The organism is Arcicella rosea (assembly GCF_014204325.1).
In the GTDB taxonomy this organism is placed as follows: domain Bacteria; phylum Bacteroidota; class Bacteroidia; order Cytophagales; family Spirosomataceae; genus Arcicella; species Arcicella rosea_A.
Genome location: NZ_JACHKT010000016.1, coordinates 55,729 through 72,260, shown reverse-complemented (window position 1 = coordinate 72,260; position 16,532 = coordinate 55,729). Strand labels below are relative to the sequence as shown.

Genomic DNA, 16,532 nt, shown 5'->3' with positions numbered 1-16,532 from the left:
CACTAATTGACGCTGAACGAATAATTGCCAGAGCTTACTTCTACAATCAATTGCTTCCCTTCCGTTTTCACAAATTTAATTCCTTCAATTCCTGCTACTTTCTTGCCCCCTTCTGTTACTTTTTCCAAAGAATTGGTTGGTAAGTAAACTAAGGATTTAGTATTGGCTGGAATACAGATATTCCATTGAAATTTGTTTCCGTCTTTTTTCCAATCAGATTTTATCGTTCCGTACATGGAATGATAAGATGCTTTTCCTGCATTTAAGCCATCAATCATTTCTGGCTTCATGATTATTTTCTTGAAAGCCACAGCATCTTTTGCGGATTTAATGCCTGCAATGTTTTCATAATACCAAATAATCAAATCGCCCAAAAGCATGACATGATTTCCTGAATTCATTTCTGGATTAGCTTTATCGCCATTCCAAAGCTCCCATATTGTTGTAGCACCATTTTCAGCCATATAACCCCAACTTGGATAATAACGATTTGAAGCAATTTTATAGGCAATATCTGCACGACCATTTTGGCTCAAACCACGCATTAACCATTGTGTACCAATTACACCAGTGCTGATGTGACCTTTATTATCGACCAAAATCTTGTTGACAATATTATTCCAAACTTTAGTTTTTTCGTTCGCAGGAATCATTTCATACACCAAAGGCAAAAGGTTGGCTGTAACTGTTCCGTTACTGTATTGTCCTTTTTGAGTATTCAGAAATTTTTGATTAAAAGCTTTTTTTATTTCCTCAGCAACTTTTGAATATGCTTTTGCATCCTCAGGTTTATTCAACAAACGAGCAAATTGTTGCATTACATCCAAGAGCCTCACGTAAGTAGCAGACGCTAACAAAATGCCATCTGTTTGTAAAGCTGGGTCTTTTGCATGAATCAATGCTAAAGATTCTGGCGGAACGCACCAATCGCCATACTTATCTTTGGTAATCAAGCCATCGACCAAGTATTTTTCTTGCATATAATCTATCCATTTTTTCATGGAAGGATAATGCTTTTTAATGGTTTCTTTATCGCCAAATTGATGATACAACATGTCAGCGATGGTGATATAAGTACCGGGCCAAGTAACATTATCGCCATAATATCGCCAAAAAGCTGGGGCAACATCTGGAATACTTCCATCTGGTTTTTGTGCTTGTTCAATATCATTCAACCATTTTGAGTAAAGACGAACATTATCGAAAATAAAGCTTTCGCCATAAGCTCCAGTAGTTCTATCTCCCAACCACGGCTGACGCTCATTTCTTTGTGGACAATCAACAGGCATTCCTTTATAATTACTTCTGATTCCCCAATAAGCATTTTTGTAGATTTGGTTGATGGTTTTATCAGAAGTTTCAAATTCACCAATCGTTGCCATGTCGTCATAAACTACTCTTCCATCAAAATCATCAATCGTTGGAAAAGTCGGGAAACCTGTAATTTCTACATACCTAAAACCGTGATATACAAATGATGGCTCCCAAATTTCTTGTCCATCGCCTTTCAACGTATAAACATCAGTTACTTTTGCATCTCTTAAATTTCTGACGAACAATTCTCCAGTACTTTGTAAAGTTTCAGCAAAACGTAAAGTAACCTTATCTCCTTTTTTCCCTTTTACTCTCAATCTCAACCAGCCCGCCATATTTTGTCCCATGTCCAAAATATAAGTATTATCTTTCAGGTTTTTAATTGATACAGGTTTGATGGTTTCCATTACTTTCATGTTCTCTGTCATCTGTGCTTCAAACATTCCTCCAGCTTCTTGCACCAATTGAGCTTTTAACCAATTGCTATCAGAGAAGCCAACTTTATTCCAGTTAGGCATTTCTTTGGTTGCATCGTACTCTTCTCCATCATATTCATTATTGGTTCTGATGGGACCATCCGCAGTTACTTTCCAACTATCATCAGTCGAAATCGTTTCTTTTGTACCATCTGTATATTCTACATCCAAATTCAACAACATTTTCGGATAACCAAATGTCTTGATTTTGTAAGGTTTATAATCTTGACGCATCGTGTAAAAACGTCCATTTCCCAACACTGTTCCAATAGCATTATTGCCCTTTTGCAACAATTTTGTAACGTCGAAAGTATTGTATTTTACTCCTTTTGTATAGTCTGTTGGCACAGGTGCTAATACTTGGTCGCCTACTTTTTGTCCGTTTAAGTACAATTCGTACATACCCAAGCCCACGATATAAACCGTTGCTTGTTTAATGGTCTTTTTCGCTTGAAATTCTTTTCTAAAATATCTCGCAGAAAGTCTTGAAAATTGCGTTTCGTTATCCCATTCAAAAGAGCGGTCGAGTCCAATCCATCTTCCTTTCCAATCTACATAATTCAGTAAACCGATACTCCAAAAAGCATTGTCCGACCAAGCAGATTCACCTTTATTCGTCCAGATTTTTACTTTCCAAAAAACTCTTTTTTTACTTTTCAAAGTCGTTCCAGCGTATTTTACATGAATGGATTCATCAGAATTTACTTTTCCAGAATTCCATAAATCTGCTTCGTTATTGGCTAATTTTTCTGGACTAGAAGCTACCAATATTTGATAAGCTGTTTGCTGGACATTTCTTTGTGGACTAATAATTTCCCAGCTCAAACGTGGTTTTACCACATCAATCCCTTCTGGATTCACGAGCATCTCACAACGTAAATTTTGTAATTGAATGCCCGTCTCTTGCTTATTAAACGAAGCAAAAAGTATCATGGCTACCAAAAGGAAAATGTGTGTTGTAATTTTCATTTTTTTATAATCAATTGATATAAATGCTACTTGTTCCCAACAAAATCAAAGTACAAAATCAACTCTTTAGCTCTTGCTGGTTCTTTTTCGTAATCGTAATAAATATTTTTCATGCCCATTGGGCCTGAGTTTTCCGTTTTATTGGTTTTTGAACCGATTCCTGCAATGCCCTGTAGAAATGAAATATCTCCATTCGGGAAATTAATTTGATAATTTTTGTAAGGATCTTGTTTAAAAGCTGGCGTAAACAAACGGAAGAAGATATCTTCATTTTCAGTAACTACTGTAAAATTTTGCTCTTTCCCTATAAATTTACACCAGTACATATTTGAATAATAACCCTTAAATTCTGGATAAAGAAAAGGTATTTCGCCCGTTTCTGTAGTGTTGTACTCTTTTTGCCAAACTCCAAATTGATTTCCCTTCATTCTATTTTTCCAAACTCTGAAAGGTCCATTTCCCATGTATTCAATACCTTTAATTTGGTTTTCAGGAAACGAAAAATTTACTCCAAAAAAAGTGGTGAAGTAATCTCCCGGAAAATAATTTACCTTCATTTTTACCCAACCAGATGGATAAATTGTCCATTCCAAGGTATTATAGCTATTTTTTCTATCGAAAGTAGAAGTAATAATTACATTTCCATTTTCAACACGTTGCGAGAAATTTTTGAAATTAGTCGCACCTTCTTGTACAATTGGACCATTATTGAATGGTATTACGCCTTTTTCATTCTGTACTTTCTGTAAAAGTCCTGTGAATTTATTGATTGAAAGCTGTAAACTTTTTACAGAAATGGTATAAAGTGAATCTATTGTTGTAATTTTCACTTCATCACTTCCACTTTTCTTGACAATACTTTCTGCAATTTTATTAGGTAAAGAAATCTTAAAACTCCAAGTAAAAATTTCTTGTTTGCTCGCATCTTTTGCAGTTACATACAACACATCATAAGTTTGCCAATCTGCTGGAAGAGATAATTTAATAATGCCTTTTTCATTTGGTCTAATATTAGGAGAAACAACAGAACCCGATTTTTCTACTAAACTTTTACTTACAAATTGTTTCAATTTCCACGAAAAAGTACATTCGTTGATATTGGTGAACGAATAGCGATTTTCAATATTTAACACTCCATCAAAATCTGGAGTAATTTCTTTAGCTTCAAACTTTATCGGACTCCAAACTTCTTTAATGGTAAAATAGCTTCCCTCCTTTTCACGATATGGGCCAACAATTCCATCAGCTGCATGATTCCCGTCTGTATCTAAAACTCCATTTTTATCCGTTCTTACGATTCCTTGATCGACAAAATCCCAGAGAAAACCGCCAGCTGACAAAGGACTCACCCACATTTTTTCCCAGTAATCTTCTAAACCTGCTCCGTGACCGCCATCGTACATTCCGTGTAAAAATTCTGTTGGCATTACGATATTATGTCCGTTATCGTAATTCCCAATTCCGTAATTATATTCACGATAATGTTGGGTATCGAAACCTGCAAAAGCTTCCCAAGCGTGTATTACAGGACGTTTTTGAATATCTTCTTGCTGAAAAATTGGGTCTAATTCATAATTATGACCGCCTTCATTACCATTAATCCAGAAAATTACCGAAGGATGATTTTCATCATGCACCATCAATTCTTTCAATAATTTTGTACCTGTTGGCGTATCATAATTGCCATGCCAGCCTGCCAATTCATCCATCACATACAAACCCAAAGAATCACAAACCTCTAAAAAGTGGTCATCTGGCGGATAATGAGACATTCTCACGGCATTCATGTTCATGTCTTTCATCAATTTTACATCCAAAAGACTAATTTCTTTACTGGTTGTTCTACCAGAAGTTGGCCAAAAAGAATGTCGATTTACACCTTTGAATTTTATCTTTTTGCCATTTACGTAAACACCATCTCTTTGTTTGACCAATACCGAACGAAAGCCAAATTTCTTCTCAACCGAATGAATTACTTTATTATTTTCCGACAAAGTAAGGATTACTTTATAACGATTTGGTTTTTCGGACGACCATAATAATGGCGAGTTTACTTGTGATTTTAATCCTACAATTTCATTCGCTTTACTTACTTTTTGTTGGATTGGCGAACCAATTTTCTTTCCATCAAGCGTATAAATTTGGGCTGAAATTAGTTGTGAAACTTTAGCATTTTTTAAGTAAATATTGGCGTTGAAAATTCCTTTGTCGTCGGCATCCAAAGCTACTCTTTCAATATGTTGCGTCGGTAAAGTTTCTAAGTAAACAGGACGAAAAATGCCTCCAAATATCCAAAAATCGCCTTTTCGCTCTGCTTCATTCACAGAAGCATTGGCTGAATGTTTAGCAACAGTTACTTCCAACAAATTATTTTCACCAACATTTACCAATGAAGTAATGTCATAACGAAAAGCGTAATAAGCACCTTCATGCGTAACTCCAGCCGATTTTCCGTTGATTTTCACTTCGGTATCAGTCATTACACCTTCAAAAACGATGTTAATTGTTTTGCCTTTCCAAGCATTCGGTACTTTGAAAGTATGTTTGTACAAACCTTTTTCTTTTCCTCTTGAACTGTCTTTAGCAAAACCATAATTATACTTTCCGAAACCCTGTAATTCCCAGTTTGAAGGCACAGGAATACTTGTCCACTTTCCTGAATTATTGCCTGCTGTACAGAAAAAATCCCAGTTAACAGTTTTGTCATTTCCTGTTCCAGACAAATACAGTTTCTGAGTTTCTTGTGCTTTCACAAAACAAGAAATCAAGCAAAGAAATATGATTAAAAAATTACGCTTCATTATAAATTGGTTCTAAAAGGTCGGGCTGGTAAGCCTTCTTGATTAAATAAGTTTGGTTGAGCGGCTTCGTCCCAAGCAAAGCGGAGTTTTACGGGTTTGGAAACTTGAGGCGACGAAAGTATTACTTTGTTATCTTTCAAAGTCGCTTCGGCATTTACAAAATTTCCATCTTCGCCAGCCAGCTGAAAATCACTTAATTTTTTTCCATCTTTACTGATTAAACCTGTTCCGATTCCATCAAAAGTTAAGTAAATTTTAGTACCTTTTACTTTCGCTTTTTTAAAGATTGGACCAGAAGCAACAATATTTCTCATACCATAATCCTGATTCAAAGCAACAAGTGCCAAGCGTCTGCCAATTTCCCATTTATATGAAGGATGAATATCTTTAATACTATCGACCAAATCCGTCGAGATAATCATTCCAGTATTCGGAAGTTTCAATACATTCGTTTGTGCCTCTCTGAATTCTGGCAAGGTTTCTCTCGTTATTACCAATTTTCCTTTTGCATCCGAATAATTATGCGGTGCAATTTGGACAAAATTGAAAGCTAATTTTTTATCGTCCCAAGCTTTTCGCCAACTGTTAATTAATGTTGTTAGTTTCTGAGAGTATTCAGTCGTTTCTTTCAAAAAACAATTGGTTTCGCCTTGATACCACAAAAAACCTTTTAGTGCAAAAGGAACAAGTGGCTTAATCATTGGCGTGTAAAATTTGGCTGGTTCACCTTCTACTTTTTGCCCTTTGAAGTAAGCAGATTCGGCAAAGGCTTCTTCCGAAATCCACGGCTCAATTCTGCTGCCCGGAATGGCCGAAGAAATCATTCCGATAGGCACATTTAGATTTTTGTGTAATTCTTTCGAAAAAAAGTAAGCTGCCGCAGAAAATGAACGCAAGGCAGAATCTTTGGCAATACTCCAACCACAATGCAGTGAATCTGGCTTAATTAATTCTTTACGATTCACTAAAAAAATACGGATTTGTGGGTTTTTAGCAAATTCCAATTCATCGACAGGATTTTCAATGGCGATATTCGGTCGTTTTACTTTGCTATTTTTACGCATGGTATATTCCATGTTCGACTGCCCCGAACACAGCCATACTTCACCCACCAGAATATGCTCAAGCTTGATAACATTTTTTCCAGAAATAGTCATTTCGGATTCTGTAGAAGACGCTTTCAAAGGTTTTAAGACAATCGCCCATTTTCCATTTTCATCGGCAAAAGTTGTTTTTTCTTGTCCTGCAAACTGTACACTTACTCTTTCGCCCACAGAAGCTTTTCCCCAAATGGTAATCGGTTTATTTTGTTGCAAAACCATGTTGTGTCCCAGAATTCTAGGCAACACAATTTGTGCTTGAACATTCAGCGAAAGCAAACAAAAAAGGAAAAATATGATACTTTTTTTGAACATCTTAATATGGACTCGTTTTGAATGATTTGATGATGTAAACCGCTTCTTTGTCTAATTCTCCAGCATTTTTCAAATCAAAATTTTGGTCAGTTGGCGTATCTGCATCAGGGAATCGACGAATTTCTCCCGTTCTGAAAGTTACTCTTTTGAAAGTAGCTAAAGGTGCAAAAAAGAGTTTTGTCCCTTTACTTTGTCCGTTGACAAAAATGTTAAACATGCGTTTGTGACGGTCTAATTCAATGCGAACGTTGTACTCTTTTCCTGCTTCGTACTTCATAATACCAGAATTTCTGTAGCCTACTTTTGCTTTAAAAGCGGAGTCGGCATCAAAAATTAATCTTACCGCCGTTGTTCCTTTAGCATCTTGGAAGTCAATGTGTAGCAAACCTTTGTCCGCTTGTTGCGGAATAATGGTAAATTCAACCGCTACTTTTTTTGATTCGGGAATTACTCTTTCTGCTTTGGCAAAATCAAATTTATCTTTATCTCTCAAAACCAAGGCTTTCGTTCCATCAGCGATTTTCTCAATTGCCACAGGTGCATACATTGGGCTGAAAATATTCCAATACTTTAGTTCTTCACCATTTTTCATTTGTGCAAAAACTTCATTCGGATGACTTTTTACTTCGTCGCTTACAGGCACAGGCACTTTACTTATCCAAATATCTTCTTTGTTCATGCTGTAAGTAAGCCACATATTTCCGTCAGGCACAAAGCCATTTCCTTCAATAATTCCACGAACATATTGTGGGCCGTAAGACTTAAAATTCCCACCATAACGCATGGTAGAAATTTCTCCATTTACCAATAATAAGTTCGTATAATTCAAACCATCTTTACTGGTTGAAATCGCCAAAGGCCAACGAAATTCTGAGGGATTATAAACAGTTGCATACTTTCCATCAGAAGTTTTTTGTCCCCAAATTTTAGCGTTGCTATTCACAAAACCTGGTGCTCTTAAAGGATTATATTGCCACGTTTTTCCTTCGTCATTACTGATAGAAGTCAGAGCGTGTTTCCATAAACCAACTACTCTATTATCTGGCAAATGATAATAACTAAAAGCTTTTGCTTCTCTTTTTAGTGGAATCAATGGGTCGTTTCGGTCGGCTTCTTCTACCCATTGTTGCATCATCAAAGGCGTTGCCAACAATTCGTCGCAAGCTTCGATAAAGCCTTTGTCTTTACTTGTGTTGTAAAAAGGATACATCGATTTACTTTTATCCCAAGAAGAATTATTTCTGATAAAATAAATTTCGCCATATTTCCCATCTGCATAAATTTCTCGCACTACTCTTCCAATGCCCTTTCCATCATTTGGGTCGTCTTTGGCATCCATCGCAATACCATAATACGCTAAAGTCAATAAGCGTTTTTTCTTCGATACAAAAAAGCCCATGCGTTGGTGCATTACGGCATATAAATCTTTGGCTATACCTTGATAGCCTTCTTTTTTCCAGCCGTCAGGAATTTTGTATGGAGGAAAAATAACAGTAGGATTTGACCAATGATAACCGTCTTTTGAAGTCAACAAAAGTGTTTGTCCAGGAGGAATATGCTCACCAACGGGGTCGCTGAGGTATTGTAAGTAAAAAGTATTATTCCAATAAGCCAACATAGGGGCATGATTGTAAGTCCAATTACTCCCACCAGCCAATGCAGAGTTTTCTCTGTTCGCATGAAAAACCTGAATATTATGCACACCAACGGCTGGACTTAATTGTCCGTGATGATAATCAACATTTGAGAGTGTTTCACCAGTATAACGCACCGTATCTTGAGCATTTGTAGCGGCAAAACTCAAGATAAGCAACAAAGAAGAAAGTATATATTTTAAATGATTCATGCTTGATTATTTCTTTGATTGAATCTCTTGCTGAATAGCTTTTAAGATTCGTTTTTTTACTTTGAAAATTGTTCCGTGTTTATGCCCTTCTGGAACGGATGTTTGTGCCGAAACTTCAGTAAAAGTCTTAAAATCAGCCGTTTTCATCGACCCATAAGTTTTATCTTGATAAGAATCATAATAAATCAGCCAATCTTTTCCTACCTTTTCAACACTTGGTCCTTCTGTAAAATTTTTCGTAAATGGTGCTGAAACATTTGTAAAAGGGCCAATTGCACTTTCGCCAAAAGCAACTTTAATATTTCTGTTCGGACGAGTATTATCTTTTAAAACCAAGACATAATCTTTTGCTTTTCGTTTCACAATCACGGCATCAATTACACTAAAATTGGGATCAATCAACAGTTTTGTGGGCGAAAAATTGTTAAAATCCTTTGTCGTTGTATAATACATTCGATGGTTATTGTCTTCTGCTTCCAAGGCTTTTGGAAAACGAAAAGGAATGCACGAAGCCCAAATAATTACAAATTGTTTTGTTTCATCATCGTAAAATAATTCTGGTGCCCAAACATTTACTGTAGTAGGTTCATGTTCCATGACAGGAATCATTTTTTGTTCTGACCAATGAATCAAATCTTTTGAACTCGCATAACCAAAACCTTTATCACCTTTCCAGCTACTTGTCCAAACCAAATGAAATGTTCCGTCAGATCCTTGTACAATCGAAGGGTCACGCATTACTTTTTGAGTACCGACATTGGGTTTCAAAAAAACATGATTTAAGTCTTTCCATTGGTAGCCATTTTCACTGTATAAAAATCGTAAACCGTCGGTTGCTGGTTCGTGAAATGAACTAAACATGTAAACTTCTTTTGAACAAGCACTCAATAAAAGCGTAATTAATAATATTCCGAATAAACGTTTCATTTGATTTTCAGGCTATTTTGAATCCAAGATTAATACCCAATCATTGCCATTTTTAGGTTCAGCTGGCGGATTAAATGCCTGTTCTCCTTTGTTATCGAATACACCAATTTCAAGCGTTTTCCCATCTCTTGGACTATACCAAGAAGCTTTTACTTGTTCTCCAGCTATTTTTTCCATATTTACTTTAAAATTTCTACCCGTATAAGTATAAATCAAAGCGGTACTTTTCGCTTTCGTTGCCACTAAGTAATCATATCTTGAACCTTGGTCTAGTACTAAACTTTGGTCTGGTACAAAATCAAAAAATGGTTTTGAAAGCATGAGATTTTTTAAATGAATCATCTGGCTTGAACCTAAAGCTTTTATCCCAACCGACCATTTTTCTCTTGGGCCAAAAGAAGTAGAGCTAGAATAACCTTTGTGCATTTGCATTACTTCGTTTTGCCCATAAGTATAACCAAATGCTCCTGCAAAAACCGACCAATATCCATATCGACGGACATCATCTGCCGTCCATCTTGTTGCTAGAGAATCATGTAAACCGTGTGGAATTCCTTCGTAAGATGGTTCACCATCAATAGTCGGCTTAATCGGATTCATGCGATAATCATCGTTGATAAACTTCCAATTATCTTCCCCAAAATGACGTTTCTCGTTGGCAGAAGTATCTTGTTCATACGATTTATGTCCTGATTGAACCATGTTGAAATCCAACCAATTTTCGTTGTGAAACCAATCAGAAGAAGACGTTCTTCCTCTTGGGTGGAAAGTAATTAAATGCTTTTTATCAATATCATTGATGGTTTTTCCAATCTTTTTCCAAACAGCCAACGAGTCACTTCCTTTTATATCTCCGCCATTTAGCCAAATAATATTTGATTGATTTTTGTAGCGATTCGCTAAAAGAGACGCATATATTTCAGCCTGTTTTTGTGAAACATGACCAGCTTTTACATTTCCTCCCCACACAGGAACCAATGCCATATAAATGCCTTTTTCTTCCGCTTTTTTGATGACAAAATCTACATGATCCCAAAAATCATACTCCTCTTCATTCGTAGAATTATTGCCTTTTGTCAATTTTGGTTTTGCTACATCTCGGTTCACCAAAGCAGAATCTCCATAAGCGTTTACGGCTTCTGTGGTATGTAAAACCATTACTTGAATTACGTTAAAACCTTTTTGTTTTCTGTCTTCAAGATATGTTTCGGTTTCTTCACGAGTTAATTTATTGAATAAAAGCCAGCCTGTATCACCCAACCAAAAGAAAGGTTTTCCATCTTTTGTGGCAATAAATCTTCCATTTTCTGATACTTTTAAATCAGCTAGTTTTGAAGAATGACAAGCTGAAAGCAATATCAAACAGCTAAAAAGAATACTTAATATTTTATATAGAGAATAGTGTTTCATGATATTTTTCTAAGCCAAATGACTGTTGTTTCAGAGGATTTATTATTTAGTTGAACCGTTTTTCCGCCTTTTACTTTCTCTTCTTGTTTGCTAATTTCTCCAGTTTTAGGATTGATATAATTTACTTTGAAAGTCGCTTTTTGCTGGGTTAAATCAAGTTTTACAGCGTTCTGTCCTTCATTATAAATTAAATAGCCTTTTTCAGGATTAGCCATTGCCCATTGATTGATAGTTTTTTCAGCCAATTCAACAGGTTTCATCGTTGCTACATCCTGTAAAAATTGAGGATTTTGAACGACAGGAATATTAGGTAGAGAACCTCCTGCCATTAAAACTGCCCAACCCATTGCATCAAAACTATCGGCAGAATACATCACAGCTTTCTCTGGAAATTTTTGTTTGTATTCATTCACGGCACGATATACTTGTTCAAACGAGCTTTTTTTAGGATTCAACAATCTTGCATGTTGGCGTGGTGCTAAATTTTGTCCGCCTAAAGGTGCATAAGTCATTCCATTTGCTTGAAAATGCCAATAACGAATGTCGATTACATCAATTACAGCAGCTCTTTCTGCATCCGCCAAAATCGCATCTTGTACATCTTTTGTGGTACTTAAACCAACAATTACTTTTTTTCCTGTTTCTTTTTCCCATTCTTTGATAACGTCTATCCAGAACTGTACAAAGTGTAATGGCCCTGTGTATTCAGCACTGATAAGCTGAATTACTCCATCATTTTCTTTGAAATTTTCAAGACATTTACGGATATAAGCTCTATGAATTTCTCGACGAACAGGATGCGAAACATCATAAAATTGTTCCGCCATAAAAATCCGTTTATCGCCTGCATAAGGTACAGGTTCGGGGAAACCTGTATTGTTAATATTATTGGCTGGTCGCCACGGGAAATCGGCATAATGTGCGCCAGCCTCAATAATATTATGTTGGAAGTAATTTTGGTGTATTAGTAATAATCCTTTTTGGTCAGCTAAATCGGCAAATTGTTTTAGTCTGTTCCAATACCATTTATTGTATTTTGTTAAATCGTACTTACTTAAACCATCATAAGCTGTTTCTCTCCCACTTCTAGCAAAAGGCAATTCATAAAATGGTGGACAAACATCACCATCAATTCTACGGATTCGTTCATGGTCATCACGGCGACGTTCATACCAAAGTCCATAATTATGGTCGATGGCAGTTACGTTATTTTCTTTCATCCAATCCGTTAAACTTTCCAAATTATCCGTCAATCCTTTGCCAGTTTGTCTCGGAACGAAACGTGTAATATGTGCTTTTGCATTTTCTAAAGCATAAGGTCTGGCACTTCCCGACCACCAAGGTACTTCTTGTTTTCTGCCTGAAACAAGACGATTGCCACGGACTAACCAACCATTTTGAATCTGTAAAATGTCAGATTTTTTGATTGGATTAACTTTTTTGATGCCGATTTGGTCGATAGTTGATACATTGGCTTGGGTGGGAATACTTTCTCTAGTCGCAGCTTGAGCAATAAATTCTTGCAATGTTTGAACTGGATTTTCTGCTTGTTTCGTCAAAGCCATTGCTACTTCCACCTTCGGGCTACTTGATGCTTCTGAAGGAACAGCAAATAAAATGGCTCTGTTGGCTAATTTCAAACCTATTCTGTCTTTCAACTGTGCATAATATAAACTTCTTGGATTGATATGTTCGTTTGACATATCCCAATAACCATTTCCAGTAAATTGTGACCAAGTACCAAATGCCCAATTTTGTGCTGTTGGTGCTTGAAAACAGTCAACTCTTGAAGCTGAACATTGCCAAAAAACAGAATTCGCTGCCGTCCAACCTGCACCTTGTCCGTCTTGTCCACGATTAGCGTAACTCAAAGCTTGTCCGTCGATATTGACAATATCAAACAAAACTCCCGAAGCCCAACTATCAATCGTTCCACTAAAGCTAAAAGGTAAATGTGCTTCACATTGCACAAAAGCATTTGGGCCGGCAGCACAGAAACCAACCGCAAAATCATGATAGCCAAATTCGGAATACAGTCTTTGGAAAAGTGTTTGCTGACCAGTTGTAAAGAAAGTAAAACGACGCTGACCACCGATTTCTGAAATTGGTGCTAAAGATTGGCAGTCTTCTACCGTAATTCTTTTTGCCGTTTCCAACACGTTTACTGCTGAACTTGCAAAATGCTTGAAAGTAACTTGTCTTACCCAAGCATCCGTAATATTTTCAAAGGCAATCGCCACCCAACGATGGTCTTCATCTTTGGGATTTGCAATGTCATAAGTTGATTCTAAACTAAGATTCTCAACGCCACATTGGGCTATTCTTCCATTCCAAGCATATTTTGAAATAAATCCGCCACCATAATTTTCGTCTAAAGCAGTGGTGAGAGGAACGTCTAACGTAATTTCATTTCCGTCGATGGCAACAATGGTTCTATCCCAAAAAATATCTCGCTGACCAGCCTTCCAACCCAAAGCTGTTACTCCACCGCCAAAATGGTCTGTACCTAATTTTCCAATCCATTCTTTTGTGGAAGGACGATGAATAATTACTTTATCTCCAATTTTATATTTACTAGCAAACTCAACCTTTACTTTAGTTGAATTGACAGGAATATATGGATTGATAATTTTATCTTCTGTTTCTTTTAACTTATCATTTTTCCCAGCAATCGTAATCAAGTTTTCACGACTTTCGCCTGTTCCTAAAATTATTGTTCCCTTCTCTCCGACTCCACTTCCACGCAAAACAATTCCTGAAGTATTTATTTTTAAACTGCCTGATACTTCAAAAATTCCTTTTTCCAACAAAACTGCACCCCGAAAACCATCTTTATCGGGAACCAAAGTAGCGACGTAATCAATGGCGGATTGAATACGAAGCGTTGCATCACCAGCTTTGGCAGCAACAATTACTTTAATGTCAACTGTAGGAATGGCTTGTTCGCCAGCCATATAACCACAATATGAAAAATCTGGAATACGATTACCTTGGGCATCGGGAGTATAGGCAAGTGTTGAATTAGCACCAAGATAAACAGGCGGAAGCGGCTTTTCAACTTTTGGCTTTTGTGCAAAAATTTGAAAGCTGTTCAATAAAACAGCCGTGATAATAAAATATATTTTATATGTTAAACCCGTCATATTACTTGGGTAATTTCTACCAATCAATCTATTTAAAATTCGCTTGTAATTAGCTCTTTATCTAAGAACAGGCACAAGTTCGTCAAAGAATATAATTTATTTGATTTATTATTTTGCTATTTCTATACTTCAATACAAAATTAGAAAGAATCAATCTCATGTATTTATATCATTTTCTCAAGCTATTATACAATATTATCAAATCTTTTCTTAGAAAACTACCCTATAAATCAGGTCAAAAGCGATGTGTATCAACTGGATTTTTGAAGTGTTATTCCCTATAATTTCTTAAAATATTTCTATATATACTGAAAATCAGTAGTTTATTCCCGCTTTAAAGAAGTTATAAGCAGTATTAAAAACACAAAATTATTACTTCCATTTTTAGCTAATTTCTTATAGAATAATGATAAAATAAAAAGGGAGACTGCTTGAACAATCTCCCTCCTACTTTTTCAGAATACTCTTTTATGGCTTTACTGTTTTTAAAGTAACCACGCTGTTTAAATACTCTTCGATATTGGTGTAACCATCTTTGTTTCTGTCTTTTGCAGCATCAGAAGCATCTTTCGGGTTCAATCCATTTTTCAACTCCCAAGCATCTGGCATTCCATCGCTGTCTGAATCTTTGTAAGGAACACCTTTATAAACTGGATAACCTCCGACTTGATTAATATCTGTAATGATACCATTTTTATAAGAATCAATCGGTAAACGACGGTGCTTAAATTGCGTTTCTGGCAATTTTACATCTTCTTTATAAGTGATTTTACCAGTACGAACCTGCTCGATAACACGAGTATCGACAGCATCTCTGATGGGTAAAATTGCACCAGCATTTGCCAATACATAATCACGAGCTTGAGTTGCTGGAAGTATCGTCAATTTTGGCATTGGCAATGGTTGATTCCACTTCATATCAGCCGCATATTTATCGGCGTTCGGGAAATTTTCTACCTGTACGCCGCCATCCCAGTTATCTTTCGTAACACGTTCATTGCCTTCCATGATATTTCCATGTACGTAAGCACGACCGAACGTTAAATATCCTAATTTACTTCTTCCAGCTTCTGGTTTCAAAATACGATAACCAATTGGAGAATCCTTTGGAGTAAGTGGACCTGGTTTATAGTAGTTATTGATAATATTGTACATTGCACGGTAATCTCCACCATCAGTAGAACGGTGTACCCAGTTGAACATCACGTTGTTTACAAAGTTGAAAATTCCAAACCAACCGATTGATGGATTACGCCCAGCATTATCTGCCCAAAGATTTCTCATGAACGTACAGTTTTCCCCGCCCAAAGTACTTCCGAAAGCGTGATTCCAAGTATCTAGTGCTTCAGAGAAAATTGAGTTTTGAATCGTAATATTTACAGTCGGCAATTTATCTTCGATTTTTCCTGTACTATCATTATACATGTGGCGATACATCGACATATTTTCATCTAAGCCCCAACTTGCCGATACGTGATCAATCATAATATTTCCAATTGGGTTTCCTCCAATTGAATCATCACGACGACCAACTCCTGTTTCGCCTCTTCTGAAACGCATAAAACGAATCACGACATCGTGGGTATTAATCCAAACAGATTCGCCAGCTACACAGATTCCATCGCCCGGTGCTGTTTGACCAGCAATTGTAATATATGGAGCACGAATAATTAGCGGCGTTTTTAAACGAATAATACCTGAAACATTGAAAACAATTGTTCTTGCTCCGCCTTTTTCACAAGCTTCACGCAATGAACCAACACCATTATCTTCAAGACTTGTTACCACATATACTTTACCACCACGACCGCCAAAAGAGTAAGCTCCACCACCTTCTGCACCTGGGAAAGCAGGAATACTAGCCTGAGGTAAATCTATAGGACGAGCCGCCCAAGGAATATATGGTTTACCTTCACGAGACTCTTTTTGAATAATTGGCAAAGCTTGTTGCCAAGCAATATCAGACTGTAATCTAGCTGCATTGAGCAACGAGTCACTTTGTTTTTGGATAGCAGCAGGAATCTGTGGATACTGTGCCACAACCGATTGCTGTACTGTTAGCAAAACCAATACTACACGGAGTATCGTTGAGAAAAACTTCTTTTTCATGAATGATTGTTAATAAATTTAGTCTTGATTATCAGCCCAAAATCTACTTTTTAGACCATCAAAACTAAGCATGTTACGTTTATGAAAACTTTTGCTAGACCAATAATTACAATTAGCTAAAA

Annotated in this window: 8 protein-coding genes; all 8 read right to left on the bottom strand. The window is 36.5% G+C overall.

Annotated features, from left to right (window positions below; genetic code table 11):
* Positions 1–2: 2 nt before the first annotated feature.
* A complete protein-coding gene (locus HNP25_RS11865; protein WP_184134388.1) occupies positions 3–2,759 on the bottom strand; it encodes an alpha-L-rhamnosidase in 2,757 nt (918 codons plus the stop codon).
* Positions 2,760–2,785: 26 nt separating this feature from the next.
* Positions 2,786–5,560 carry a glycoside hydrolase family 2 protein gene (locus tag HNP25_RS11860; protein ID WP_184134387.1) on the bottom strand — a complete coding sequence of 925 codons (2,775 nt, stop codon included), beginning with the start codon at positions 5,558–5,560 and terminating at the stop codon, positions 2,786–2,788.
* A complete protein-coding gene (locus tag HNP25_RS11855) occupies positions 5,560–6,975 on the bottom strand; it encodes a sialate O-acetylesterase (RefSeq protein ID WP_221432456.1) in 1,416 nt (471 codons plus the stop codon). Before HNP25_RS11855 ends, HNP25_RS11860 begins: the two co-directional genes overlap by 1 nt.
* Position 6,976: 1 nt before the next feature.
* The gene (locus tag HNP25_RS11850; RefSeq protein WP_184134384.1) at positions 6,977–8,821 is read right to left on the bottom strand and encodes a sialidase/neuraminidase family protein; all 1,845 of its coding nucleotides are present in this window, start codon (positions 8,819–8,821) and stop codon (positions 6,977–6,979) included.
* A gap of 6 nt (positions 8,822–8,827) precedes the next feature.
* Positions 8,828–9,748, bottom strand: coding sequence for a glycoside hydrolase family 43 protein (locus tag HNP25_RS11845; RefSeq protein ID WP_184134382.1), 921 nt, complete (start codon positions 9,746–9,748; stop codon positions 8,828–8,830).
* A gap of 12 nt (positions 9,749–9,760) precedes the next feature.
* A complete protein-coding gene (locus HNP25_RS11840) occupies positions 9,761–11,158 on the bottom strand; it encodes a glycoside hydrolase family 140 protein (RefSeq protein ID WP_184134381.1) in 1,398 nt (465 codons plus the stop codon).
* Positions 11,155–14,328, bottom strand: coding sequence for a DUF6298 domain-containing protein (locus tag HNP25_RS11835; protein WP_229202846.1), 3,174 nt, complete (start codon positions 14,326–14,328; stop codon positions 11,155–11,157). Before HNP25_RS11835 ends, HNP25_RS11840 begins: the two co-directional genes overlap by 4 nt.
* A 441-nt stretch (positions 14,329–14,769) precedes the next feature.
* Entirely contained in the window at positions 14,770–16,410 is a 1,641-nt protein-coding gene (locus HNP25_RS11830) for a pectate lyase family protein (protein WP_229202845.1), read from the bottom strand.
* Between the last annotated feature and the right edge of the window lie 122 nt (positions 16,411–16,532).

Bases quoted from the DNA above. Each gene is read 5' to 3' on its own strand.
- HNP25_RS11865 (WP_184134388.1), bottom strand. From the start codon at position 2,759: ATGAAAATTACAACACACATTTTCCTTTTGGTAGCCATGATACTTTTT.
- HNP25_RS11860 (WP_184134387.1), bottom strand. From the start codon at position 5,560: ATGAAGCGTAATTTTTTAATCATATTTCTTTGCTTGATTTCTTGTTTT.
- HNP25_RS11855 (WP_221432456.1), bottom strand. From the start codon at position 6,975: ATGTTCAAAAAAAGTATCATATTTTTCCTTTTTTGTTTGCTTTCGCTG.
- HNP25_RS11850 (WP_184134384.1), bottom strand. From the start codon at position 8,821: ATGAATCATTTAAAATATATACTTTCTTCTTTGTTGCTTATCTTGAGT.
- HNP25_RS11845 (WP_184134382.1), bottom strand. From the start codon at position 9,748: ATGAAACGTTTATTCGGAATATTATTAATTACGCTTTTATTGAGTGCT.
- HNP25_RS11840 (WP_184134381.1), bottom strand. From the start codon at position 11,158: ATGAAACACTATTCTCTATATAAAATATTAAGTATTCTTTTTAGCTGT.
- HNP25_RS11830 (WP_229202845.1), bottom strand. From the start codon at position 16,410: ATGAAAAAGAAGTTTTTCTCAACGATACTCCGTGTAGTATTGGTTTTG.